Source organism: Vallitalea okinawensis, assembly GCF_002964605.1.
GTDB lineage: Bacteria > Bacillota > Clostridia > Lachnospirales > PQDH01 > Vallitalea_A > Vallitalea_A okinawensis.
The window spans coordinates 586341-610651 of record NZ_PQDH01000003.1 but is presented as its reverse complement, the minus strand read 5'-3'; the positions used below and the strand labels follow the sequence as shown (position 1 = coordinate 610651).

Here is a 24311-nt window from a genome sequence, read left to right as displayed (position 1 = left end):
GAGGAATTTATGAAAAAGATTAAAATTCTATCTATAGTTGTAGTTCTATCATTATCTTTATTTGGATGTAGTGAAGATACTGATATAAAAGAGGAATATAATAAGAAAATATCTGACTTGGAAGATAAGAATAAAGAATTAATGGATAGAAATAGAGAGATTGAAGAGGCTAATGAGACTTTATTAAAGAATATTGATCTATTAGAAGACAATATTGAAAACCTCCAGCTAGAAATTGAGGAAACAGCGTATAGTCAATTTAGGGGAGGATTACTTTATGTCGGATATGAAGACAATGAATTATTAAGGGTTGTAGATCATCAAGGTTCAATAAAGGCATTACCAGTTGAATATGCAGAAGATATTAATGTTATAGAAGCTAATACGCTAATTCAGGTGCTTGATAAAGTTGAAGTACATACAGATAGTGAGTTAGGTAATGAATGGTATTATGTTGCTATACCTGTATATGATACTCCGATGGATTACAAAGGATGGATAAGAGTTTCTGAAACGATACCCTACTCTAAAGAAAACCAAAAGCAAATAACTAATGTCAGTATTACAAATGGAGAGAAAATAGTAGAAAGTTATGAATTCCCAAATTTTGAGGGTGAAGTGAATTATGAAATCGCGGATAATATTAGTGGTAAAATAGAGGAATTTAGAAATGGTTATGTAAGACTAAGTTGTGTAGGAGGAAGAGCTATTTGGGTTAAAGAGGATTCGCTAATATACCCAGAGCTTCCATAATTGGGATGAGCTTTGTTTTGTCATTAGTTAAAGGAATAAAAGCTTGATCATAAGAACGATATATAACTAAAATATTTTATTCGGATGAAAAGTGAATGTTGCTAAATATACAATGAGATTAAGTAATAGTTTCTTAATCACTATATTAAATGAGGTGTTAGTACATGTTTGGTGATGGAATTCCTTTTACAGAGCGAGCAAAATTTTTGCTTAACAATGTGCGTGATTTGCCTAATGATCTTATTACTGCATGTGACAATGAGACAGTCATTGGGTTAGCAGATTTACGTGATTTGCTATTAGAAATATATAGGGATGTCGATACATATATAGTTTCTGATCATTTAGAAAGTTATCATAATATAACGTATACTGCCAATTTATTTCTATATGCTATTTCACTTACTGGTGAAATCAAGAAAAAGGATGATGAATACTATTTATCTGTACCAAAGGACGTATTTAAGAAAGTATATAAAAAGAGCGTTTTTTTTCCGCTTGTAGCACTTGAACATTATGGAATTTACTTTGAATATTTTAAGGAAGATAAAATAGTTAATAACTACAAACGTTGTAATTGGTTTGATATTCATTTCAAGGATTCAAATAATCTAGCACTTGCATTAAACTTTTTATCAAATTCATTTGATAGTGTGGATAATAAGACTGAATATGGTGATGCCATAAGTATGCTTGCTAAAGCAGATTATAGTCGGCTTGTTATGAAAATTAGCGCGAACCGTGAAAGAGTTAGCCCAATGAGATCTGATATTGTGAATTCAGTTTTGAATAAAAGTGTCTATATCAGGTTTGTAACAAGGCTTTTAGATATAGGATTGTCAACATCTATTTATTATCAACGTTATTGTTGTCCATTTTGGAATATAAGTTTTCTAAAAGATAAAAAGAAACTTATATGTAGAGTACAAATATTTAGTAATTGTATACGGCTTTTTTTTCCTATTCCCCAAAATACTTTAGAGAACTTAGTTATCAATCGTAAGAAATATCCCCAATCAATCATGTCGGCTATCGAAAAGTTTGGTTGTGTATCTTGTGGAAAATGTAAAAGAAAAGGTGAATCATACTTAAAAGTAATTGACGGTGTAAATTGTTGCTATGGTCATGCTGATGCTAGAACGATATACCTATCTCTAGAAAATGAGGAAGAAGTGCATGCAATTCTAGAAATAATAGGGGAGTTTACTTAAGTAATGATTATAATATTGGAGCAATAATTAGAAGTTATAGGTGATTGGAGCATGATTGATAAAGATATTAATTTCCTAAGAATAGCAATAGACATGGCTTTTGAAGCACGGAGTAAAGGTGAAGATCCTTTTGGTGCCTTATTAGTCTATAATATAATAATAGGATAGTTCATAAGGTACATGATGGCGATAGAATTGATGTCTGGTTCGCCCACTCAAATCGTGAAGATATTATCCTTATTTGACTAGATAAAGGAGAAGATAAATGAGAGAGCAAATGAAAATTAGCTTGATTATTATAATATCAGTATTTAGTATAGTATTGTTAGCAGGTTATAGAGATTACAGGAGTGAGTTGAGATTTAAAAATATAGTCTTACCTGAGTTTCAAGAACAGTTAGGGGATGATAGTTTAATGGATTTTTTAGTCACTATTCATCAAGATGATGTAAAGGCATCAGAACCTAATTATTTCAAGTCCTTATTTAAAGTTATTACTATTGATACATTAATTTTTGGTATTTTAGTCGGATGGTTAATGTCTACTAAGATACTTAAGAAGGAGAGAGATTCAGAAAGAAATCAAGAAATTAGTAATTACCAATGGAAGAATAAAACATTTAAATTATCTTTACTATGGTTTGATGCTTTAAATTTACTTTTATGTATCATGATGATACTTTTAGGATTTCGGTTCTCATATTATGCTGAATGGTCTTATGGTATAAATTATTACATTCAAATCTTAATCTTTTTGGTTAACTTGTTTCTAAATATCTATGCTATATTAGTTTTCAAAAAGGAAGATAATAATTTTTGGTACATGAATACATTTATATTGTTTCAGATATTAATACTTAAGATTTATACTATTCTTTCTGTATATGATATCAGTGACATAGATTTATATGATATAACATCAAACGGAATTATTGTAACATCAATTTTATTATTTTATTGCATTACCTACATAAGAAAGCTGATAACCAGTGAGCAGAAAAAGACTATAAGAACCATATGTGGTTTTATAGTTTGTGGTCTGATTCTATTGATGTTTTTAGAAGTTATTGGTTAAGTCACCTCTGATTTATCATTATTTTTACAAGGTAAGATGACTGGTAGGAAGTTTATGATGGATCATATTGATTATCAATGCAAATAGATCTTGCTGCATGATAAATAATTTAAAATCTAAGTTATACGAGGGGGATGCTAATGGCGGAAGGTATAGAAAAAATATTTAATGAATTAGTAAAGCAAGTAGCAGGCATTAATACAGTGAATGCTATAGGTTTAAGTGGAAAGCTAAAACCTTATCCAAAACCTGGAGAAGGTGATTTTGATATTTTTATATATTGCGATATTGTTCCGAATGAGCAGATCAGAAAGAAATATCTCGAGACATTAGGGGATGAGATAAAAGATATAAAGCTAAGCGTATTTAATAATGAAGCATGGGGCTTATCCGATTATTGCACTATTAATGGAATTGATACATGGTTAATGTTTTTTAATAAGAACCACGTAATAAGAAATGTGCAAGAAATTCTAACCGGTAAGTATCTTGAAAGAGCTGATAATTATTTCTTTCCAATTGGACGTTTGGGTATGTTAGAGAGTTTAACAGTTTTATATGACAAAGATAAATTTCTTGAAGAACTAAAAAGAGCTTTAAGTTTATATCCAAAGACTTTAAAAGAGAAAATGATTGCTTACAATCTTGAAGTACTTAATGATGTTGAGGATTTACTAAGGGCTGTAAAACGCAAAGATGTACTCTTCTATCATTTTGCATTAGATATAGCATTGGATCACTTTTTACTTGCACTATTTGCAATGAACGAAACATACTTTCCTAGTAGAAAAAGATCACTTCAGTACATAGACAAGTTTGAAATTAAACCTAGTAGATGTACAGAAAGACTATTGTCAATACTCCAAGATGGCGCAAATGCTAATACATTGATAAATTCTTATGAAGAGTTCAGACAGTTGTGTAAAGAGCTCTTAGAATTGATCCGAAAATGAATAGTAATTATTTGTACTACCAGAGGAGGATTTAATGGATCTTTTGGATATACAACAAAGGATTAATTGGAAAAATTAAAGGAGAAAGACCAAATGGAAACATTGGATGCTATAACAAAACGAAGAAGTATACGAAAATTTCAAAATAAAGTGGTACCAAAAGAAATCATAGAACAATTAATCGATTTATCTACTAAAGCGCCATCAGGTAAAAATCGCCAACCATGGAGATTTCTTATCTTGCAACGAAACAAAAAAGAAGAACTGGTTAATCTTATAACTAGAAATATTCAAAATCGTAAAGAGAAAGGTTTAGACGTAGGAAGTTGCCAAACAAGCGCGAAAGCGATGAATGAAGCACCCGTAGTAATCTTGGTATTCAATCCTTTTTCTAGAAACGAAGAAGATTACAATCATTATCGGCTCCTTACTGATACTCAATCAATAGGTGCTGCTATACAAACAATGTTACTAGCTGCTAAGGATCTTGGACTTGGGTCTCTTTGGATTTGTGATATATTTTATATGCATTATGAAATATGCTCTTGGCTAAATCGAGATGATGAACTCGTAGCAGCAGTTGCATTAGGATATGGGTGTGAAGAACCATACCCACGACCACGCAAGTCAAGGAGAGAAGTTGCTGAATGGATGGGGTAGTTACTATCCACTTTATGAAAGAATAATAAGATATTTGGAGTAACTAAATGTCAAAGGAGAATTACTATGAGAAGATTAAGAAAGGGAGATAATATTGGTATATTTTCCCCATCATCACCTATAACAAATACTGTTCCTACAAGATTTGAAAGGGCAAAGAAGTATCTAGAAAACAAAGGCTATAATATAATAGAAGGTAATTTAACTGGCAAAGAAGACTATTATAGGTCTGGAACAATAAAAGAGCGAGCTGAAGAATTGAACCAATTAATAAGGGATCCAAATGTTCATTGTATAATGTCAACGATTGGTGGTATGAATTCCAACTCTATACTCCCCTATATAGACTATACAGCATTTAAGAGTAATCCTAAAATCGTTATAGGTTATTCTGATGTAACTGCAATTTTACTTGCCCTGTATGCACAGACTGAAATTCCAACCTTCTATGGTCCAGCATTGGTAGCATCCTTTGGCGAATTTCCGCCTTTTGTTGATGAAACATACAAGAGCTTTATTGAAATAGTAGATAATAAGGAAGATCATTATGAATATACAATGCCAAAATATTGGACAGAAGAGTACATAAAGTGGGTGGAACAGAATAGAGGGAAAAGTAAAAGCCTCAATAATTGGATAACTGTATATGGTGGTAGTACTAAAGGAAGAGTTATTGGGGGGAATTTGAATACAATTACAGGAATATGGGGCAGCAAGTATATGCCTATAATTGAAAAAGGAGATATTCTTTTTATAGAAGACTCTCTAAAAGATGCAGCTACGATTGAGAGGAGCTTTTCACTCTTAAAGATTAATGGGATATTTGATAAAGTTTCAGGTATTATATTGGGTAAACATGAGTTGTTTGATGATAAGGGTACTGGAAGAAAGCCCTATGAGATCCTTTTAGAAGTACTGAATGGGCAGGAATTACCTTTTATTGCTGATTTTGATTGTTGCCATACACATCCAATGCTTACATTACCATTGGGAAGTCAAATATACTTAGATGCTACCAATCAGAAAATAGTATTAGAGAGTAATATTTTTGATAGATATAAAGATGGATGATAGGAGAATCCTCGAATGATAATAGATCGAGTTCTAGAGAATATAGAACAATTAAAATATGAGCTCCAAATAATCCATACATTAATTAAGAATGAAGTTGTTAGTGTGATGATAGATGGAAGTATTATAAGGGGAGACTTCGTCGAAGATTCCAGTGATATTGATATTACAATCACAACATTACATAAAAATATAGATTTAGAAGTTAAGAAGCATATCGAAGGAGTAATAGGGAATGTTCAAAGTAATTTACCTAAAAGAGCCCAACATAGAAAACCGCTAATCTATGATATTCAATGGCAAGACATTAATACCGTAAAAGAATGTGGAAATAGAGCTATAGATGAATGGAGTTTGAAGAACATTCCAAATGGATATCCTAAGCTGTGGTTTTATGCTTTTGATAGTATCAAACATCATGATGTTATATATGGTAAAGACATTACATGCTATTATACGAAAATTAAGCCTCAATATTTTGTTACTATTCGAATAAAAAGACTACAAAATTCAGTTATTGATTTAGGGGATAGGGTTTCTGCTTATGATATGACCAATGGGACTATAACTCAAATTAAAAATGCATGGGAAACAATTAGATGTCTATGCATCGAAAAAGGACTATCAAGTATTGATAAAAGAGATGTATATCTATTCAGTAAGAAAAACTTATCAGACACAAGAGAATTAGAAATAATCGATGATTTATATTATTTTTACATAAATGAAGCTAAAACACAACTTCTTGATGGCGATGTGCGAAAGAGGTTATATGATTTTACTCTTAACATGATTCAAAGGTATTATTTAGAAAGCGAAATATGACCTCTTAAATATTATAGGAATTAGTTCTATCAAGGGCGTGGATGTGAGTTGGAGCTAAACAATCAGAAGTACAGCACATTATGGACAGTATAGTAATTATGAGGTAAAATAGAGAAAGATTGTTGTTGTGGTAGTTGTAGTTCGAATATATCAAGAACTACAACTTTGTTTATAATAAATGACATTGCATTGCTATCGTAAGAATATAACAAAGAAAAACTTGGCTATAAGGAGTCAAACCCAAGGTTTGTGTCTTATGCTGATGCTCTAAAAGAGCGAGAAGATAATAAAAGGGGAATGGGGGCTTTGTACTTGAATATTGGAATGCCAACACTTATTGAATTAAATACTATAGAGGAAAATATTAAACTATGTAAAGACCTAGGTTTAAATTTTATTGAAATAAATCTAAACCTACCTCAGTATCAGGTAGATCGATTGAAAGCCAGTGAGCTACTTTTATTACAGCAGAAACACGACATTTTCTTTACTTTCCATTTGCCAGAAGATTTAGAAATTGCGCATTTCAACAAAATGATAAGAGATGCTCACTGGAAAACTGTTTTTGAAGTAATAGACATCATGAAAAGAATTGGCAGTAAAATAATGAATATGCACATGAGTAAAGGGATTCATTTTACACTACCATCAAAGAAAGTATTTTTATATGAGAAATATAATATGGAATACTGCCAAACCTTTAAGTCATTTGCAAAACAAGTCATTGAAAGAATTGGCCAATACCCCATTAAGGTTGCTATTGAAAATACAGGAGTATATGATAAACAATTCATCACTTCAATAATGGATGAACTTTTAAAAGACGATGGATTTGCGCTCACTTGGGATATAGGACATGACTACTCAAGTGGAAATCTAGATAAAGATTACATACTTAAGAATATAAATAAACTTAAACATATGCATCTACATGATGCTCGTGGTCAGCAAAATCATATGGTCTTATATGATGGGGATCTTGATATTAATAAATACATAGATTTAGCTTATAAAGAAGAGTATTCGGTAGTTATCGAAACTAAAACAATTGAAGCTTTAAAAGAATCTATATGTAGATTAAGACAATCAGGATATTCGTTTTAGAAAGTATATTATTGGATTTAAGGAAAGATTGGTTGATAAAGATTTTAGAATGTGTGACATTAATAATAGTGGAGGATGAGATATGAATACATACATACTTATTTATGAAGGGTTCGCAAATTTTGAAGTAGTTATAGCAAGCTTATTATTGAAGAGTAAAGGTGATATTATTACAATAGCAGTTGATGATAATCCTATAACATCGTGTGAGGGATTTAAATATGTTCCACATAAATTGGTAAAGGATATCGATATCAATGATGTGGGTGTTCTATTAATACCTGGTGGAGATCCAAATGAGTTATATGATAAGAAAGAGGTATATGATTTAGTGCGAAGAGCAAATAACGAGAAAGCAATTATTGGAGCTATATGTGCTGGTCCTGTACATTTAGCTAAAGCAGGAATAATACAAGATGTAAAATATACTGTTAGTAAAGATGAGAGATCTCTAAAGTATTTTAATAAAGATAATTATGAAGGCTCCAATGTCGTAGTGGATGGAAATATTGTAACTGCAAAACCAACAGGATATGTGGATTTTGGTATAGAACTAGGTAAGTTGATATCCATATATGATAATGAAGAGGATTTAAAAGGGACAATAAATTTCTTCAAGTATTTTAAGGAATAGTCATGACTAATAACAAAAACCTTAAAATAGAAATACAATGGAAAAGTAACTGTTGATTAATAAGGTGTGCTAGGCGATATAAACAAGTTAATTGAAAAAGTTGATTATTTGTTAAGAGAGCAGGATAGGAGTAGAGAATGAAGGTCAATATTAGAAAGCTAAATAAAATATTAGTAAATAGTTGTGATGAAAAGAAAGTCTTTAATGCTACAGTAAAAATAGCTAATGAGAATGACGAGTTGATTTGGAGGGGAGAGGCCGGATCAGCTAAAGAGCTAAAGACTTTTGCAATCGCTAGTATAACTAAAATGTTTACCGCAGCTGTTATATTTAACTTAGTAGAAAAGAAAAAGATGTCACTGGATGATCCCATTGGTAAATATGTAAGTGCTGATATACTGAAAGGTATTCATATTGTCAAAGGTAAAGATTATAGTGGATTCATTACCATTAAGCAACTCTTATGTCAAACAAGTGGGCTAGCAGACTATTATACTGAAAAAAGTAAAGACCATAATTCTTTTTTAAAAGATGTATATGAAAAAGATTATGAAATTACTTTACAAGAAATATTAGATAGAACTAGAAAGCTTAGACCTCATTTTATAAATGGTACGCAAGAAAAAGCCTACTATTCTGATTTGAATTTTGAATTATTAGGAGAGCTATCAAAAACAGTGACGGGACAATCATTAACAAGTCTCTATAGTGAATACATAATAAAACCTTTAGAGTTAAAGTCGACATACTTATGTACAGGAAATGATGAAATATATACACCAATATACTGGGGAAAGAAGAAACTGGACCGTCCTTTGGTATTATCTAGTCAACCTGCATCAGGTGGCATAATTTCAGATGCAGATGACTTAATAAGATTCTTAAAAGCGTTTTATCGAGGTAATCTTTTTCCGAGAAAGTATATTACTGATAATAATTGGCATAGAATTCAGTGGTTTCCTCTGGAATATAGTATGGGTATGATGAGATGTAAAATGTCAAGAGTGATGTCACCTTTTATTCCTGCACCTGAAATACTAGGGCATTCAGGATCTACAGGGAGTTTTGCGTTTTATTGTCCATCTAAAAAAGTTTATATAGCTGGCACGCTGAATCAGGTGAAGAAGAATCCTTTTCAATTAATCTATAGGATGTTAAATTGTTTAGATTAGTTGGAATAAGAATTAAGTTATGTATTAGTTAATAAGCTAGAAGCTATAATATGAGGTGGGAATATGATTAGATTTATTGAAGAGTTATCTATGAATGCGTGGCCATCTTTACAAACTTATTTATATGATGGATGGGTTCTAAGAGTTTCTAATGGTTATACAAAGAGAGCAAATTCAGTTAACCCTATCTATAGCTCAAAGATTGACATAATTCAGAAAATAGAATGCTGTAGGGCATTCTATGAAAAATTTGGACTTCCAACCATATATAAAATAACTTCTGATGGTGTTTCATTGACTCTAGATAATAAGCTTCATGACTTAGGATATAAAAGAATTGATGAAACATCTGTAAGAGTTATTAATTTGAAGATGCATAATTTAATTCATGAAACATCTGCTGAAGTAAGGTATGAATACAGTGAAGAATGGTTAGACGAATATATTGCAAGTACAAAGATGGATATTAATAATGCTAAAACATTAAGATCAATGTTGAAGTGTATAATTGGAAAGACTATTTGGATTACTCAAAGAGAATGCTGCAAAGCGGTGGGCTTTGGATATGGTGTTATTGATAAAGGCTATGTAGGTATATTTGATATATATGTAGATGAGTCTTATAGAGGAAAAGGATACGGAAAGGATGTAATGAATAGTATTCTTTCAGAAGCCAGTAAATTAGGAGCTAATAAAGCATATTTGCAGGTTGTAGTTAGTAATACTGTAGCAGATAATCTGTATCGCAAATTGGGATTTGAAGAGGTCTACAGGTACTGGTATAGAAAATTATAGAAATTCGTGACTTAAAATATTTTTCTCATAAGAATTCATTTTTGTTAAGAAGAAAGGAATAAGTTTAATGAATGATAAAATACGATATGTCCATACTAACTTAATTGCAGAAGATTGGAAAAGATTAGCTAGTTTTTATATTAACATTTTCGGTTGTAAACCCATTCCACCTGAGAGAAATCTGTCAGGAAAATGGTTAGACGATTTAACAGGAATATCAGAAGTGTCTATAAAGGGTATCCATCTAAGCTTACCTGGTTATGAAAATGGCCCAACCTTAGAAATTTTTGAGTATTCTCCAACAGATAAAGTGTATGCAGAGAAACATATTAATCAAATGGGGTTCGGTCATCTTGCCTTTCATGTTGACTCTGTTGAAGTAGTACTGAAAAAGATATTAAAAAATGGTGGAGGACAGTTAGGGGAAATGGTTAGAAAAGAATATGAAGGTATCGGAGTCTTGACAGCAGTATATGCATCTGACCCAGAAGGTAATTTTATTGAAATTCAAAATTGGAGTAAATAACAATGAAGAAAATACATTATCCAACAAAGCATTGGAAGAAATCTACTCCTGAATCAAAAAGTATTAATCAAGAAATAATCGATAATTTAAATGAAATGATCATTAATGAATTCCCACAGATAAAAAGTATTGTTGTGGTTAAAGAAGATGCTATTATATATGAAAAATTTTTTAAAGGTTATTCAAAACACTCTTTACATGAAAGTGCATGCATGTTTAAAAGTTTTCTATCTACTGTAATAGGTGTAGCTCTAAAAAATGAACTAATCGAAAGTGTTGACCAGAATGTAACAGATATTTTTAGTGAAGAAATTCCTGATGATCTAGATGTAAATTTTAAAAGGATTACGATTAAGCATCTTTTAACAAAGACATCAGGAATAATTTAGCCAGCCCCTGATTATGAGTTTGCTAATAATGAAAAATACAATGATATTAGGCTTCCATTATCATTAAGGGTTGCTAATGAGCCTGGCCTGGTATTTGAGTATAAACCAGACCCACATATTTTATATTACATAATTGAAAAACTCTCAGGAGTAGATTTTGTATCCTATACTGATGAAAAGTTGTTGTCCCATCTTGGGATTGATGACTATGTATGGAACACTGATTTCTATGACACTGAGTGTTTACTCATGAAGACTAGGGATATAGCAAAATTAGGTTATCTTTACTTGAAAAATGGTCAATGGGATGGAAAACAAATCATTTCACCGAAATATATAGATGAAGCAACAACAATTCAAGTAGATGGTACTCATCCTGAAAATAAGCCTTATGGTTATTTGTGGTGGCTTACAGAATATAGTCATTATCAATGTTACTATGCAGGAGGTTTCGGAGGTCAGTATCTATTTGTGATACCAGAATTAGAGCTTATATTTGTCATTACGTCGGATATGGATAGACCACATCCTGAAAATAAACTTTTAGTTAAAGAATTTTTGGGAATGATTAGATCAAGTGATACAGTTCTTAGTGGAGGTTGTCTTGATAAAAAGGTGCTTAACCTACAACAAGAAGAGCGTATTAAGTTATTAAGAGAGATACAAACATTTTTTGAACAAGAGCGAGATGATGAAATTGGAACAATGGAGGCAGGTAAGGTCTTAGATTTCTTCCTCGATAATCTAGCAACATCAATCTATAATAAATCATTAGATGATGCCAGGTTTTGGACTTCTAAAAGGTTAGAAGATATTGACTTTGATTATGATATACTATTTAAGTAGATCTACAAAGATTAACATGTGATAGGATATTGAGAAAGGATGCTATGATTCATCCTGTGTTAATTGATCAATAAATATTAACAAGGATTTGACCAGTCTAAAAAAAGGCTGGTTCTTTTTGAGGGTAGAAAATGGTTATAAACATTTTCTATAAACCATACATAATCACATCAGCTAAATATTGTGATATAATAGTTGAAATTGAATGAACGTATAAAGTTATATACTTAATACATTACCAATATTTTTGGAGGTGAGCCCTTTGGTAACACAATAGTAGCTTGAGGAAGTTAAAATGTTTCCTAAAAAAATAAAGTTTAATAGAATGGAGGGAGCATGAATGTTTGAATTAGTACAAAAGGAATATAAAAGAATTACTCCACTTATTAAAGATATACAGTATAGTGAAGTCTTAATTCATTCGGTAATTGAAGGGAATTCACCAGGGAAAATCTTTGTTGATAATACAGACAATCCGAGATCAGCTTACATAGAGAGTGACTTTTCTTTTTTAATTGGTTGTGAAGATAACAAAGATTTCAATGAGAGTATATGTAAATATATAATGGAGTATAGGATAAACGATTCACAAGGTGATGAATTGATTCTTTTTTTAGGTTCATCAAATTGGAAGGTTGTAGAACAGTTTCTCCTAAATAGCGGTTGTATAAAAATCCAACGTAAAACATTTGGCTTTAATAAAAGCAAATATAGGGAAGCTGTATTAAGTGAGATGAGTAGATCAAAAAAAATTGAATTAAGAAAGATTAATCAAAAGATTATTGATAGTCATAAAAAGTTTAAAACCATTGAGCAGTATCCATCCAATTTTGGCTTCTGTATTTTCTGCGATGATGTTGTTGTAAGTGAATGCATATCCGTAGCTGTAGGATGTGGACAGGCAGAAATAAGTATCAGTACGAGAGAACACTATAGAGGGAAGGGATACGCAACAATAGCTATTATTGCATTCATCGATTATTGCCTAGAAAATAATCTACTACCTAGTTGGTCATGTTGGCCCTTTAGAGAAGAGTCCATACACCTTGCAAATAAGCTTGGATTTGAAGAAGAACATGGGGTACCGGCTATATATTGGTCAAGAGATATATAGCAAGGAAAAGTTAATGATCGTGTATTTTTAAAGTTTGACCAACCTATTTTAACTAAGGTTGGTTTTTAATTAGTTATTATAGTGATGGTAATTACATTATTGCTATAATGTGGTATAATGAAGGAATATGTTTTTTACAATAATAGATGATATTGACTGGAAGAGAGTTGGTGAATATGAGTAGTAAACATATAAAACGGATTAGCATATTTGTTTTCATCATTTTAACTGTAGCGATATTACCCTTTACTATATACAGACTTGATCGAAATAATAAGCTGGATAACAATGATTTGCTAATAGCATATGAATCATTAATACCTATCAATAAAGAAGTTTCAGAAATTAATGGCGTGTATTATGAAGATTATTTTTATGGAAAAGATGTTGGAAGAGTAATATTAACATACCATGATGAAAATTTGACAAGAGTCACTATCCGAGATGAGAAAAATGGATATATCAGTGAATATATTGGAAATGTTTTATATAATCAATATGATTTTAAAAGGTCAGAATTATCAGCAGAAATCAAATCTTATATTAGTCCTAAATTCTGGTTGACTGGTTATCAGGAAGTTAAGGAGATCTATGACCCTGTACAAATTAGGACTGAGGAAGAATGCGATATAATCAATAAGCTTTTGGAACAAGGTGAATTAGATTCTATTGAAAAGAATAGGAACAACAAAGTAATACAAGCTACATCTGGTACTTATTTTGTTAATTGACATAGAAGATTCGAATTATCTACTGCATTAAAAGTAATCTTAATTTAAGGAGTGGGGATATGTGTAACACTAAGGTTAATAGGTCAATGTTTATTCTTTATGTCAAAGATCAGGAAAAGAGTAAAGTGTTTTATGAAGCTGTATTAGAATACGAGCCATTATTACATGTTCCTGGGATGACAGAGTTCAAACTATCTGACAGTTCACATTTAGGTCTTATGCCAGATGAAGGAATTAGAAGAATACTGGGTGAAGGTGTACCTAATCCTAGCGATGGAAGTGGTATCCCAAGATGTGAATTATATCTCTTTGTTGATAATCCAGATGAAAGCTATAATAGATTGATTATGGCTGGTGGAAAGGGAATCAGTAAAACAGAATTAAGAACATGGGGTGATTATGTATCTTATGGAATCGATCTTGATGGACATATTATTGCATTTGCTAAAAGTAATGGATAAATAATCAAGAGGTAAAATAAAGGGGGGGCGCTATGTTAATTAGGTTTGCATTAGAAAAAGACAAAGAGGATTGGATAAAACTAGCTGAAGATGTTGCAGATGTTTTTCGGGCACCAGATATGGCTAATGACCCTGAATTTCATGCATATATGGATAGTAAGTTAAGCAAAAATGAAGCTATAATTGCAACAGACAGAATGACAAATGCATGTTTTGGTATTATCGGATTTTCAAGAACACATAATAGAATTACATGGTTTGGAGTATTTGAAAAATACCGCAGTAATGGAATAGGTGAAAAATTACTTAAATGCGCTATTAATCAGCTAGATTGGGGCAAAGACATAACTGTTGAAACATACCCAGATGACTATCCACCAGGAATTCCGGCTAAAAAAGTTTATAGAAAATTTGGCTTCATTGATATTGATAAAACACTAACAGATAAACTTAATAATCCAATTTGGAAAATGGCTATACCTACTACATATAAGAAGAAGGGTGCTAGTTTTCACTATAATTTTAATAGATATTCTAAATGGGCTGAAAAGAATAGCTGCCCTGTTTGTCAAGGTCAAGAAGCGCCGTACCCACCCATATTAATAAAAGAACTAGCCAACTCGTGGGTGGAGTGTTATGAAGAAGCTCAGGGGAGACTCTTTGGTAAATGTCATGTGCTTAGTAAGAAGCATTCAGAGCATTTTTATGATTTACCAAGAGATGATATGGCAAATTTTATGGCAGATGTTCAGAAGGTGGCTAAAGCTTTACATCAAGTAACTGGGGCTATAAAAATCAATTATGAAATCCACGGGAATTCAATGCCTCATCTTCATGCTCATCTATTTCCAAGGTATTTAAATGACGATTTTCCTAGCGCTCCCATCGATTATCGCATAACAGAGCCATCACCCTATGAATCAGTAGAGGAATTTAACTGGTTTGTAGAAAAAATGAGAGGACTATTATAATAAAGAGAACCGAGAGGATAACAATGGAGAACTTAGCATATAATTTGAATTTTAATGAGTTAAGTAACAAACTTTCATTAGGAAGTATAATAGATGAACCTAAACAGATTTCAGGCGGTTTATTGCACTTAATGTTTCAGTTGAAAACGGATAGAGGATGTTATGCAGTAAAAGCTTTAAACCCACAAATCATGCAAAGAGAAACTGCAATGGGTAACTATATTTTCTCTGAAAAAGTAGTAAATAAAGTTGCAGATAGTGGTATTAACGCGCTTCCGGCAATAAGTGTCAATGGGAATAGCATTCATAAAGTTGATGGTCAATACTACTTAGTTTTTTCATGGGTTGATGGAAAAGCGCTGAAAGTTGAGAGTGTAGATAGAGATAAGTGCAGAATGATTGGTGAATTACTAGCAAGAATTCACCAATTGGACTTCTCATCAATCTCAAGTAATCATGAAAATAAGATGAATCTTAATACTACAAATTGGAATATGTTATTCGAAAAGGCAAGAAAACTCGATTTGATTTGGGCTAATGAATTTAAAGAAAACCCAGATACACTGTATAAACTTGAGAATCAAGCAAATGCAGCTATACTAAATAGTTTCAATGAGGTAGTCATCTGTCATAGAGATTTAGACCCTAAAAATGTTTTATGGGATGATGCTGGTAAGCCTATGATTATTGATTGGGAAGCAGCGGGTTATATGAATCCTTCGCTGGAACTCTTAGAAGTCGCTTTATATTGGTCAGGTGATGAAAAGCATGATAAAGAATTATTTTGTGCAGTTATTGATGCATATATTGAAAATGGTGGAACCATGAACAGTAACAAAGAAGATACTATATATAGTGTGTTTAAAGGAAAACTCCAATGGCTTGAATACAATATGAAACGTTCACTAAGAATAGAGTGCAGCAGTGAAGAGGAGCAAAAATTAGGTACAAAAGAAGTTGTTAGTACCATGCAATCAATTAATGCTTATTCAAGATTAATTCCTGACTTATTATATTGGTTAAGATAGAAAAAATCATCATGAGGAGATGTATACATGGCTACGTGGAATCCGTGGCGGGGCTGCCACAAATATAGCGAGGGCTGTAAATACTGTTATATCCACAAAGGGGATCGTAGAAAAAATATTGATACAAATCTTATTACTCGAACTGACAAATTTAATGCTCCCATTGCTAAAAACAAATCTGGAGAATATAAAATTAAAGCGGGGCAGACGTTGTTTCTGTGTTTTTCTAGTGACTTTCTCATTGAAGAAGCCGATCCTTGGCGTCAAGAATGCTGGGAAATGATCAAGGAGCGTTCTGATTTGCATTTTGTTTTTCTTACTAAAAGAATTGAACGGTTTATGAAATGCATCCCACAGGACTGGAAAAATGGATATGACAATGTAACTGTAGGTTGTACAATTGAAAATCAAGATAGAGCAGATTACCGACTTTCATTGTTTTCTACGTTGCCGATCAAACATAAAAATATTATCTGCCAACCATTAATTGAAAAAGTAGATATAGGAAAGTATTTGGATGAAGTAGAATTAGTTGTAGTAGGTGGCGAGTCAGATAGAAATGCACGTACGCTGAACTATGACTGGGTGCTTGACATTAGAGAGCAATGTATCCATAAAAATGTACACTTTGAGTTTAGGCAATGTGGCTCACATTTTATTAAGGATGGAAGAGAATATCATTTAGCTGTTAAAGATTTGTGTAAACAAGCAAGGAAAGCAAATATAAATTGCTAATCTCCTTTTGAAATTTATGCTCTGTAGTTTGTGCATGAAGAAAAGAGAAGTTAAGCTAGCTGAGATTGTTATGTGAAAAAAGAGCATTGTTTCGGTAGGTCCAATTAGTTAGAAGTTAAAGGGGAATTAAAATGAAAGAAATAATACTCATTCAGCATTGCCAATCAGAACATCATATTAATAATTTGTCAGGGGGGTGGACAGATACACCTCTGACTGATTTAGGTAGAAATCAAGCTGATTTAGTCGGTAAGGCTTTAAAAGAAAAAATAGACTCTAAAGAATATACATTAATTTCTTCCGATCTATTGAGAGCTAGTCAAACAGCAGAAATAGTTGGACAACATTTAAACTTAAAAGTTAAAACAGAGTTCGACTTAAGAGAAATTAATACAGGTATCGCAGCTTGGAAAACCAAAGATTGGGTAAGTGAAAATGCTGCACCTATGTTAGAGGGTAGTTTTGATATAGATCACAGAGCTTTTGAAGAGGGAGAAACTTCAAGAGAATTATACATAAGAATTGTTAAATGCATGGAAAGAATATATCATAAGAACGAAAAGAATTTAGTTATAGTTACACATGGATGTGCATTATCTTACATCATAGGTTGGTGGCTAAAGTTTACTCCAGAAATGTTTAAGGAAGCTATATTTACTGCTTCTCCAGCAAGCATATCCATATTAAGAAGTAGCAGATATAATCAAAATGCTTTATGTCTACTAAATGATAGGTCACATTTAATGGGATTGAACCACAATGGTTAGTCACTATTAAAACTCTGATATTTATACGAGGTGGTAGGAAGTGAGCGTATATTTCATAGCACAGATTAAAATTAATGATATGGTTGAATATAATCGCTATCTAGAAAAATGCGATGAGGTATTTTCAAAGTATAATGGTGAATACCTTGCTGTAGATTCAAACCCTGAAATTTTAGAAGGAGAATGGGATTATAGCAGAAGTATAATTATTAAGTTTCCAAATGAAAGAGAGTTAGAAAATTGGTATAAGTCAAGTGAATATCAGCAAATATTAAAACATCGTTTAAAAGCTGCTATTTGCGACACAATAATTGTGCATGGTAAATAAATTATTTTTTGATTGTCTAAATGATAACTCATATTAACCTTAACTTTTAAGTTTTACTTGGTACTTGACAACGAATGTATGTTCTATTAGAATATAATGGTAAGTATGCGAAATAAGAGGAGGATGAGTCATGTTACAATTGAAAAGAGTACAAGATGAAGATTTAGTATTGCTAACAAATATCAAAAAAAGAGCTTTTGCAGAAGAATTTAAGAAATATGGCTTTATACCTGAAGATATGATTAGTTTGGAATGGCATAAAGAAATGTCACATAAGAGTATATATTATTCCATATATAATGGGGAGACGATTATTGGCGGCGTTAATATTTTTAAAGGAAATAAGAACCAATACTATCTTTGTAGTCTATTTATTGATGCTGAACATCAGAACAGAGGGCTTGGAAAACAAGTAATGACTTTATTAGAGGAAATGCATGATGACAGTAAGAAATGGGGATTAGAAACGCCATCAATGAGTACACAAAATCATCACTTTTATGAAAAGTGTGGCTATAAACATGTCAGTGATATGACTCCAAATGGAGCACCAGAAGGTTTTTCATTAAGAGTCTATGAGAAGTTAATGGATTAAAACCAATAAAATTAAGGTAATAGTTGACCATATGTAGTATAAAAGTTTAATTAAAGGAAATCATTAGAGATTTCCTTTTTCATATTTAAAGATTAATTAGTTTTTAATATTGTTATAGTAATCTTTATATATTGAGATTGATTGATAGATAAATGATTGTTAAAATATAGCTATAATGGATTTAGCTGATAACTGAAGGGGAGATTACATGAATTATGATTTATCGTTTTTAGAGGAAGACAATCAATATATTTCAAGAATTATTGATAAGTATTATGGCTGTGATGTAATATTTACAAAAAAAATAGGTGAGGGCTTTTATGGGGGAGTTTATATTGTAGATATAGGTAAGGAGCCTTCTAGAGTTGTTGTTAAATGGTACAAGCAAAGTGGAAGAAACATCCAGGAAGAAAAACAGTTAAAATTATTGAGAAAGCACTCTCTAATCAAGGTTCCAGAAGTATACTTTGTACATAGTCATAGTGAAGATATTCCCTTTGAAGCATTACTAATGGAGTATGTAGAAGGGGTTAATGCAGCAAGTCTTCCAACAGATCATATTAACAGAGATAAGTTTGTTGAAGAAATGGTGGGAAATCTTATTCATTTGCATAGTATATCAAATAATAATGGTTTTGGAGATGGAGTAAAGATGTTCTCAGATTGGAGAACTTGCTATGGTGAAAGAATCAACAATTTACATCAGATATTACACCTAGATTTTAAGGATACTATATCACCCTACTTAATGAAAGTCGTAGATGAATCATGGGATTCATTCGATAAGATTTTTGTGGAGCCAGTAGAGAAATCTTCTTTGATTCATAGTGATTATAACCTTTGGAATATACTAGTTGATAAGAATAGTGCAAAGATAACAGCGATTATTGACCCACTAGATGCTGGATGGGGTGATAAAGAAATTGATCTCTTCCATCTTCAAAATGCTGATGGAGACCGTTTTGGATTACTTCAGTATTATCAACGTAATAGTGAACTTTCAGAGCTATTTATAGTTAAAAATGCATTCTATTGGTTTTGGGATGATATAAAGCATATGATTAATATGGGATGGTACGATGAGGAGAGTTTCACGTCATCTGGAAAAAAATTATTATCACTAAAACATGAGTACATAGGTGGCTAGAGGTCTAAATATTCACATTAGTTATCTGTTTTTATTTATTTAAGAGAGATTTAAGTGTCATATGATGGACAATTATGGAATAATGAGGTAAAATTATTAAATAGACTCGAACAATGATTTTATTATACGCGATGTTTGAAGTTCCCTTAGTTATTGGGAACTTCAGTTTTATATAAACATGTATTGTGAAAATAGTATAGTTAAGTAGATTGATGATATAGGAAATGAGGATAGGATGGAAAAGAATGTTTTATGGTATAGAGATGAGCAAGTTAAAAGAACAATAGAGAATTTGAGTAAACATAATATGGATGGGTATTATGCAGATGATGAAAAACAATTGTTAGTCTTATTAAAAGAACTCATCAACGAGGATTCAGTAGTAGGTGTAGGAGACTCGATGACACTTTTTCAAACAGGAATTATAGAATTTCTTCGTTCATGGAACATTACTTTTCTTGATAAGTATAGAGAAGGAATAACAAGTGATGAAAAGAAGGAAATATATATTAAGAACTTTTCTGCTGATACCTTTATGAGTGGTACAAATGCATTAACAGAACAAGGAGAACTATACAATATTGATGGTAATGGAAGTAGAGTTGCGCCGATGCTATATGGGCCTAAACAAGTAATCATCGTTGTCGGAGTAAATAAAATTGTAAGAGATATTGATGAGGCAGAGAAACGGGTAAGAAATTATGCAGCACCAATTGACGCTAAGAGATTAAAAAAGAATACACCTTGCACTAAGTTAGGGTATTGTATTGATTGTAAAAGTCCTGAGCGAATATGCAATGACTTTGTAATAATAAAAGGTCAGTTTAATAAAGATAGAATCAAAGTGATTATTGTTGGTAAAGAGTTAGGATATTGAAGCTACGAGTTCGAGACGTTGCAAGAACAAAAAAGCTAAAGGATTGTCCTAGTAGAGGGATAAATCATTATTGGAGGGTAACTATGCAAATAGGTAAATTAATTGGACAAGGTAGAACTGCTGAAATTTATGAGGTAGGAAATGATAAGATCATAAAGCTATTTAAATCAGGCATCTCAAAACAAGCAATAGAGTATGAGTATAACATTTCAAAAGAAATTAGTGATAGCGGGTTTCCTGTAGTTAAAACATACGAGCTAGTAGAACAGGATAATAAAATAGGTGTGGTTTATGATAAAGTGAATGGTAGAACGATGATGGAAAAAATGGCAACTGAACCATTCAAGATATATCAACATGCAAAGAATTTTGCAGAACTTCATCATAGTATGCATAAGGGAATAGAAGGTAATATTTCAAGTATTAAAGATAGACTGATTGATTGCATTAATGCAACTGATTTACTTGATAGTAGCTGTAAGGAGAGGTTAACAACATATACGAAAAAACTTCCTGATGGAAATAACCTTTGTCATGGCGACTTTCATCCTGATAACATACTTAATGAAGGAGAAAAATACTATATAATTGATTGGATGACAGCTACAAAGGGAGATTCATTAGCTGATGTGGCTAGAACTATAATAATGTTGAAGTATGGTGTTCTTCCAGATAACATGTCAAGAGGACAAAAAATAACTATTAATATATTCAGAAAAGTGCTTCTGAAGCAGTACATAAAACATTATATGAAAATTTCTGGCATTAGTATGCAAGCAATCGAAAAGTGGCAATTACCAGTTGCAGCAGCTAGATTAATAGAATGGGTTCCAGAACATGAAAAGAAGAAGTTATTGGAGTTCATTCAAGATGAAATAGAGAAGCTATAAATATTAAACTATTTGACCTATTTTTGCATGGACTAAAGTTCATACAAAGTAATAGATATTAAATCAGGAAGTGACGTTTGTATGAGGATTAATAAAGTAATAATATACCCATTTAGTATTCTAATAATCACAGTTATTGTTATTTATATATTTAATGCAGTGGAAGATAAAAGGTTTATGGAAGAACTATCTCTTTTACATCCGAAACAGATAGAAAATTATATAAGACTGTCAGAATCTATAAAAATCAATGACCTAGAATTTGGAGGCGATATATTTCAAAATAGTAAAGAGGATCTGTTAAGTAGCTTAAGCCTAGATGAGTGGAAAAAGAAGAGAGTATCTAGTCCAAATGAACTAAGTGCTGATATACGAATTGAAATTGATGAGAATTATCGAGTTTATTTGTATGAAACAGTGCCATTAGCCATGGTACTCTATAAAGATGAATGGCGATATTATAAAATATCTCAGTCGATCCACAGAAATGTAAGTGATTGGTTATATAGTGTAACTAAATAAATCTGTTGTCTAATAAAATCATATTGAGGGGATAGGTATATGGAAATTGTACTCGTAGTGATTTTTTTTATCATTATTGTATTTGTACATTTTTTGCAAGGTGAAAACCATCAGGGTAGAATAAATGAGAAGGTTAATTCACTTGGAGGAAATGTAATAAGTACAGAGAGATGTAATCTATTAACTGGAACAGGTCCATTTATTATGAATGGTAAAGGTAGAACGATTTACAGAGTTGAATATGAGATTAATGGAATAAGTAAAGAAGGATGGGTAAGATTTGGGGGAATAACTGGACCTGATTGGAGACTGTAGCATATCAAGGAGGTTTATTGTATGGTTAAATTAGAAGAAATCATCAGATTTATAGACTCTAAGTTTAAGACAAGTACTTTTGATAATTATAAGGAAGAGTCAGGAATTACATATAATGCTGGTAGGAGTATTAAAAAAATTGGATATGCAACAAACCTAACACCTGAAGTTATTAGACTTGGAAGGGATCAAAAGGTTGATTTAATTATGACTCATCATGATGCATGGAAATTTATATACGGTTTAAAAGATGAATGTAAAAGATTACTAAATGAAAATGGAATATCTCATTACTATAATCATCTACCGCTAGATGACTGTGAATTTGGTACAAACAGCAGTCTTGCCCTTGAATTAGGCTTAGATGAAGTTAAGAAAACATGTGATGAAGATGGTTATAAGTGTGGCGTTATTGGTGAATATAAAGAAGAAAAAGATATTGAAGGTTTTATTGATTTAGTAGAAAGCAAGTTAGAAGAAAAAGTTCAATTTTGGAAGTTCAATAACAAGCCAATAAAAAGAGTATTCATATTATGTGGGGCTGGACATTTAACCTCTGATATGAAAGAGGCAGTGGATGAGAAGTGTGATCTATATTTAACAGGTGAAAAGATATTATACACTGTGGAATATGCGAAGCTACACCAAATGAATCTAGTAGTGGGAAGCCACACATTTATAGAATTATTTGGAGTTAAGAGTATGGCTAATATAGTAAATGATGAATTCAAAGATGTAGAAGTTGTATTACTTAAAGAACAACATCTGGAGGCAAATGGATACGAGTAAAGTATAATATGAATTTATTATCTACGATTAACTGGAGGTATATGATGTTCAAGAATAACATGATTGAGGTTCATAAAAAAATTCAAAGTATTATTGGTAATGTCGTTGAAATAAAACCAATCGGCAATCATGATTTGAAACGCCATCTAGTATTTTTAGTAGAGACATTTGAAAAGTCATATGTTATTAAGTTTTATTATGTCAAGAATAGATGGAATAGAGAAGTAGCTGCATTGAAATTATTAGAGGATACAGATATTCTTGTACCACATTTAGTTGACTATGGTAAGTTAGATGAGGTTGAATGGATATTATATGAGTATGTTAATGGAGCTTTGCTAGATACGATACAAGAAGAAATTCCCACCAGTAATCTGAAAGATATTTACTTTAAAGCTGGTGAACAATTAGGACTGCTTCATTCATTGAAGTATTTCGAACACTATGGAATATTAAACGAAGACTTAGAGTTTAAAAATAGTTATCATACCTTTAAGAGTTATTTTCAAAATGAAGTTGAAAGAATATTCACCAATCTAAATAAGTTTACACATGAAGAAATTGACTTAATTAATAAAGCTAAGAAAACTCTAATGAAGACTTTAGAGTTCTTGAATGATAACGATATTCAAGCAAGACTTTGCCATAACGATTTTGGAGCTAGGAATCTAATAGTAAGTAAAGATAGTGGTGCATACAAGTTAGTATGTGTGATTGACTTTGAACATAGCGTAATAGCAGATGCAGATCGAGAACTAGTTTTATTTTATTATAGTTTAAAAGACTCCAATGAACCACTATGGAAAGCTTTTGAAAGAGGTTATGAAGGTCATTTAGCAATCAATCAGGATAGCATTCATGATAAGAAACTCTTGTATAGGTTGTATAGAGGGTTATCTATTTGTAGTTGGTCACAGAATGTGGACAAAGATCATTATGATGAAGGAATAAAAATACTGAAAGAAACATTAATAAGCTATTCTGAAAGATAAATTATAAAATAGATTCAAGAATAAGATTGAATGAA

General features: G+C 31.6%; 29 protein-coding genes and 1 pseudogene. All 30 read left to right on the top strand.

The window, feature by feature from the left end; genetic code table 11:
• Window positions 1-9 precede the first annotated feature (9 nt).
• The 30 genes and pseudogenes from C1Y58_RS12355 to C1Y58_RS12210 all read left to right on the top strand — a co-directional run bounded on the left by C1Y58_RS12355 (window position 10) and on the right by C1Y58_RS12210 (window position 24276).
• Window positions 10-753: a hypothetical protein gene (locus C1Y58_RS12355; RefSeq protein ID WP_105616350.1), complete on the top strand. Its 744-nt coding sequence runs from the start codon at window positions 10-12 to the stop codon at window positions 751-753.
• Window positions 754-917: 164 nt separating this feature from the next.
• Complete coding sequence (locus C1Y58_RS12350; RefSeq protein WP_105616349.1) at window positions 918-1964, top strand: hypothetical protein; 1047 nt, start codon at window positions 918-920, stop codon at window positions 1962-1964.
• Between the two features lie 265 nt (window positions 1965-2229).
• Window positions 2230-3039, top strand: a complete 810-nt coding sequence (locus tag C1Y58_RS12345) for a hypothetical protein (RefSeq protein WP_105616348.1) — start codon at window positions 2230-2232, stop codon at window positions 3037-3039.
• 140 nt (window positions 3040-3179) lie between these two features.
• Window positions 3180-3992, top strand: coding sequence for a DUF4037 domain-containing protein (locus C1Y58_RS12340; protein ID WP_157950067.1), 813 nt, complete (start codon window positions 3180-3182; stop codon window positions 3990-3992).
• 93 nt (window positions 3993-4085) lie between these two features.
• On the top strand, window positions 4086-4652 hold the full coding sequence (locus C1Y58_RS12335; RefSeq protein ID WP_105616346.1) for a nitroreductase family protein: 567 nt from the start codon (window positions 4086-4088) through the stop codon (window positions 4650-4652).
• Window positions 4653-4718: 66 nt separating this feature from the next.
• A complete protein-coding gene (locus C1Y58_RS12330) occupies window positions 4719-5723 on the top strand; it encodes a S66 family peptidase (protein WP_105616345.1) in 1005 nt (334 codons plus the stop codon).
• Window positions 5724-5738: 15 nt separating this feature from the next.
• Window positions 5739-6548, top strand: coding sequence for a hypothetical protein (locus C1Y58_RS12325; protein WP_105616344.1), 810 nt, complete (start codon window positions 5739-5741; stop codon window positions 6546-6548).
• 249 nt (window positions 6549-6797) lie between these two features.
• Window positions 6798-7652, top strand: a complete 855-nt coding sequence (locus C1Y58_RS12320) for a sugar phosphate isomerase/epimerase family protein (RefSeq protein WP_105616343.1) — start codon at window positions 6798-6800, stop codon at window positions 7650-7652.
• 82 nt (window positions 7653-7734) lie between these two features.
• Window positions 7735-8286, top strand: coding sequence for a DJ-1/PfpI family protein (locus tag C1Y58_RS12315; RefSeq protein ID WP_105616342.1), 552 nt, complete (start codon window positions 7735-7737; stop codon window positions 8284-8286).
• Between the two features lie 137 nt (window positions 8287-8423).
• Entirely contained in the window at window positions 8424-9458 is a 1035-nt protein-coding gene (locus C1Y58_RS12310; protein ID WP_105616341.1) for a serine hydrolase domain-containing protein, read from the top strand.
• Between the two features lie 63 nt (window positions 9459-9521).
• Window positions 9522-10253: a GNAT family N-acetyltransferase gene (locus tag C1Y58_RS12305; RefSeq protein WP_105616340.1), complete on the top strand. Its 732-nt coding sequence runs from the start codon at window positions 9522-9524 to the stop codon at window positions 10251-10253.
• 67 nt (window positions 10254-10320) lie between these two features.
• Window positions 10321-10779, top strand: coding sequence for a VOC family protein (locus C1Y58_RS12300; protein WP_105616339.1), 459 nt, complete (start codon window positions 10321-10323; stop codon window positions 10777-10779).
• 2 nt (window positions 10780-10781) lie between these two features.
• Window positions 10782-11690, top strand: a pseudogene (locus C1Y58_RS26895) (serine hydrolase domain-containing protein); the annotation flags it as partial.
• Complete coding sequence (locus C1Y58_RS12290) at window positions 11682-12014, top strand: DUF2164 domain-containing protein (protein ID WP_330404425.1); 333 nt, start codon at window positions 11682-11684, stop codon at window positions 12012-12014. The pseudogene C1Y58_RS26895 and the gene C1Y58_RS12290, both read left to right, overlap by 9 nt.
• A gap of 340 nt (window positions 12015-12354) precedes the next feature.
• Window positions 12355-13128 carry a GNAT family N-acetyltransferase gene (locus C1Y58_RS12285; RefSeq protein ID WP_105616337.1) on the top strand — a complete coding sequence of 258 codons (774 nt, stop codon included), beginning with the start codon at window positions 12355-12357 and terminating at the stop codon, window positions 13126-13128.
• 176 nt (window positions 13129-13304) lie between these two features.
• Window positions 13305-13859 carry a hypothetical protein gene (locus C1Y58_RS12280; RefSeq protein ID WP_157950066.1) on the top strand — a complete coding sequence of 185 codons (555 nt, stop codon included), beginning with the start codon at window positions 13305-13307 and terminating at the stop codon, window positions 13857-13859.
• 59 nt (window positions 13860-13918) lie between these two features.
• Window positions 13919-14320, top strand: coding sequence for a VOC family protein (locus tag C1Y58_RS12275; RefSeq protein ID WP_105616335.1), 402 nt, complete (start codon window positions 13919-13921; stop codon window positions 14318-14320).
• Window positions 14321-14352: 32 nt separating this feature from the next.
• Window positions 14353-15291: a GNAT family N-acetyltransferase gene (locus C1Y58_RS12270; RefSeq protein WP_105616334.1), complete on the top strand. Its 939-nt coding sequence runs from the start codon at window positions 14353-14355 to the stop codon at window positions 15289-15291.
• 23 nt (window positions 15292-15314) lie between these two features.
• Window positions 15315-16319: a phosphotransferase enzyme family protein gene (locus C1Y58_RS12265; RefSeq protein ID WP_105616333.1), complete on the top strand. Its 1005-nt coding sequence runs from the start codon at window positions 15315-15317 to the stop codon at window positions 16317-16319.
• A gap of 27 nt (window positions 16320-16346) precedes the next feature.
• The gene (locus C1Y58_RS12260; RefSeq protein WP_105616332.1) at window positions 16347-17054 is read left to right on the top strand and encodes a DUF5131 family protein; all 708 of its coding nucleotides are present in this window, start codon (window positions 16347-16349) and stop codon (window positions 17052-17054) included.
• 131 nt (window positions 17055-17185) lie between these two features.
• Complete coding sequence (locus C1Y58_RS12255; RefSeq protein ID WP_105616331.1) at window positions 17186-17821, top strand: histidine phosphatase family protein; 636 nt, start codon at window positions 17186-17188, stop codon at window positions 17819-17821.
• 40 nt (window positions 17822-17861) lie between these two features.
• Window positions 17862-18149 carry a DUF1330 domain-containing protein gene (locus C1Y58_RS12250; protein ID WP_105616330.1) on the top strand — a complete coding sequence of 96 codons (288 nt, stop codon included), beginning with the start codon at window positions 17862-17864 and terminating at the stop codon, window positions 18147-18149.
• A gap of 130 nt (window positions 18150-18279) precedes the next feature.
• Window positions 18280-18744 (top strand): GNAT family N-acetyltransferase, encoded by a 465-nt coding sequence (locus C1Y58_RS12245; protein ID WP_105616329.1) that lies wholly within the window; start codon window positions 18280-18282, stop codon window positions 18742-18744.
• Between the two features lie 208 nt (window positions 18745-18952).
• Window positions 18953-19891 carry a phosphotransferase gene (locus tag C1Y58_RS12240; protein ID WP_105616328.1) on the top strand — a complete coding sequence of 313 codons (939 nt, stop codon included), beginning with the start codon at window positions 18953-18955 and terminating at the stop codon, window positions 19889-19891.
• A gap of 235 nt (window positions 19892-20126) precedes the next feature.
• Window positions 20127-20768, top strand: a complete 642-nt coding sequence (locus C1Y58_RS12235; protein WP_105616327.1) for a lactate utilization protein — start codon at window positions 20127-20129, stop codon at window positions 20766-20768.
• A gap of 83 nt (window positions 20769-20851) precedes the next feature.
• Window positions 20852-21658 carry a phosphotransferase family protein gene (locus C1Y58_RS12230; RefSeq protein ID WP_105616326.1) on the top strand — a complete coding sequence of 269 codons (807 nt, stop codon included), beginning with the start codon at window positions 20852-20854 and terminating at the stop codon, window positions 21656-21658.
• Window positions 21659-21739: 81 nt separating this feature from the next.
• Window positions 21740-22180: a hypothetical protein gene (locus tag C1Y58_RS12225; RefSeq protein ID WP_105616325.1), complete on the top strand. Its 441-nt coding sequence runs from the start codon at window positions 21740-21742 to the stop codon at window positions 22178-22180.
• A 39-nt stretch (window positions 22181-22219) separates the two neighbouring features.
• Window positions 22220-22495 carry a hypothetical protein gene (locus C1Y58_RS12220; RefSeq protein WP_105616324.1) on the top strand — a complete coding sequence of 92 codons (276 nt, stop codon included), beginning with the start codon at window positions 22220-22222 and terminating at the stop codon, window positions 22493-22495.
• Window positions 22496-22516: 21 nt separating this feature from the next.
• Window positions 22517-23284, top strand: a complete 768-nt coding sequence (locus tag C1Y58_RS12215) for a Nif3-like dinuclear metal center hexameric protein (RefSeq protein WP_105616323.1) — start codon at window positions 22517-22519, stop codon at window positions 23282-23284.
• Window positions 23285-23328: 44 nt separating this feature from the next.
• Window positions 23329-24276 carry an aminoglycoside phosphotransferase family protein gene (locus C1Y58_RS12210; protein WP_157950065.1) on the top strand — a complete coding sequence of 316 codons (948 nt, stop codon included), beginning with the start codon at window positions 23329-23331 and terminating at the stop codon, window positions 24274-24276.
• Window positions 24277-24311 lie beyond the last annotated feature (35 nt).

What these genes read in the sequence shown, in the direction of transcription:
- C1Y58_RS12355 (WP_105616350.1), top strand. Translation starts at nt 10, where the DNA reads ATGAAAAAGATTAAAATTCTATCTATAGTTGTAGTTCTATCATTATCT.
- C1Y58_RS12350 (WP_105616349.1), top strand. Translation starts at nt 918, where the DNA reads ATGTTTGGTGATGGAATTCCTTTTACAGAGCGAGCAAAATTTTTGCTT.
- C1Y58_RS12345 (WP_105616348.1), top strand. Translation starts at nt 2,230, where the DNA reads ATGAGAGAGCAAATGAAAATTAGCTTGATTATTATAATATCAGTATTT.
- C1Y58_RS12340 (WP_157950067.1), top strand. Translation starts at nt 3,180, where the DNA reads ATGGCGGAAGGTATAGAAAAAATATTTAATGAATTAGTAAAGCAAGTA.
- C1Y58_RS12335 (WP_105616346.1), top strand. Translation starts at nt 4,086, where the DNA reads ATGGAAACATTGGATGCTATAACAAAACGAAGAAGTATACGAAAATTT.
- C1Y58_RS12330 (WP_105616345.1), top strand. Translation starts at nt 4,719, where the DNA reads ATGAGAAGATTAAGAAAGGGAGATAATATTGGTATATTTTCCCCATCA.
- C1Y58_RS12325 (WP_105616344.1), top strand. Translation starts at nt 5,739, where the DNA reads ATGATAATAGATCGAGTTCTAGAGAATATAGAACAATTAAAATATGAG.
- C1Y58_RS12315 (WP_105616342.1), top strand. Translation starts at nt 7,735, where the DNA reads ATGAATACATACATACTTATTTATGAAGGGTTCGCAAATTTTGAAGTA.
- C1Y58_RS12310 (WP_105616341.1), top strand. Translation starts at nt 8,424, where the DNA reads ATGAAGGTCAATATTAGAAAGCTAAATAAAATATTAGTAAATAGTTGT.
- C1Y58_RS12305 (WP_105616340.1), top strand. Translation starts at nt 9,522, where the DNA reads ATGATTAGATTTATTGAAGAGTTATCTATGAATGCGTGGCCATCTTTA.
- C1Y58_RS12300 (WP_105616339.1), top strand. Translation starts at nt 10,321, where the DNA reads ATGAATGATAAAATACGATATGTCCATACTAACTTAATTGCAGAAGAT.
- C1Y58_RS12290 (WP_330404425.1), top strand. Translation starts at nt 11,682, where the DNA reads ATGGATAGACCACATCCTGAAAATAAACTTTTAGTTAAAGAATTTTTG.
- C1Y58_RS12285 (WP_105616337.1), top strand. Translation starts at nt 12,355, where the DNA reads ATGTTTGAATTAGTACAAAAGGAATATAAAAGAATTACTCCACTTATT.
- C1Y58_RS12280 (WP_157950066.1), top strand. Translation starts at nt 13,305, where the DNA reads ATGAGTAGTAAACATATAAAACGGATTAGCATATTTGTTTTCATCATT.
- C1Y58_RS12275 (WP_105616335.1), top strand. Translation starts at nt 13,919, where the DNA reads ATGTGTAACACTAAGGTTAATAGGTCAATGTTTATTCTTTATGTCAAA.
- C1Y58_RS12270 (WP_105616334.1), top strand. Translation starts at nt 14,353, where the DNA reads ATGTTAATTAGGTTTGCATTAGAAAAAGACAAAGAGGATTGGATAAAA.
- C1Y58_RS12265 (WP_105616333.1), top strand. Translation starts at nt 15,315, where the DNA reads ATGGAGAACTTAGCATATAATTTGAATTTTAATGAGTTAAGTAACAAA.
- C1Y58_RS12260 (WP_105616332.1), top strand. Translation starts at nt 16,347, where the DNA reads ATGGCTACGTGGAATCCGTGGCGGGGCTGCCACAAATATAGCGAGGGC.
- C1Y58_RS12255 (WP_105616331.1), top strand. Translation starts at nt 17,186, where the DNA reads ATGAAAGAAATAATACTCATTCAGCATTGCCAATCAGAACATCATATT.
- C1Y58_RS12245 (WP_105616329.1), top strand. Translation starts at nt 18,280, where the DNA reads ATGTTACAATTGAAAAGAGTACAAGATGAAGATTTAGTATTGCTAACA.
- C1Y58_RS12240 (WP_105616328.1), top strand. Translation starts at nt 18,953, where the DNA reads ATGAATTATGATTTATCGTTTTTAGAGGAAGACAATCAATATATTTCA.
- C1Y58_RS12235 (WP_105616327.1), top strand. Translation starts at nt 20,127, where the DNA reads ATGGAAAAGAATGTTTTATGGTATAGAGATGAGCAAGTTAAAAGAACA.
- C1Y58_RS12230 (WP_105616326.1), top strand. Translation starts at nt 20,852, where the DNA reads ATGCAAATAGGTAAATTAATTGGACAAGGTAGAACTGCTGAAATTTAT.
- C1Y58_RS12225 (WP_105616325.1), top strand. Translation starts at nt 21,740, where the DNA reads ATGAGGATTAATAAAGTAATAATATACCCATTTAGTATTCTAATAATC.
- C1Y58_RS12220 (WP_105616324.1), top strand. Translation starts at nt 22,220, where the DNA reads ATGGAAATTGTACTCGTAGTGATTTTTTTTATCATTATTGTATTTGTA.
- C1Y58_RS12215 (WP_105616323.1), top strand. Translation starts at nt 22,517, where the DNA reads ATGGTTAAATTAGAAGAAATCATCAGATTTATAGACTCTAAGTTTAAG.
- C1Y58_RS12210 (WP_157950065.1), top strand. Translation starts at nt 23,329, where the DNA reads ATGTTCAAGAATAACATGATTGAGGTTCATAAAAAAATTCAAAGTATT.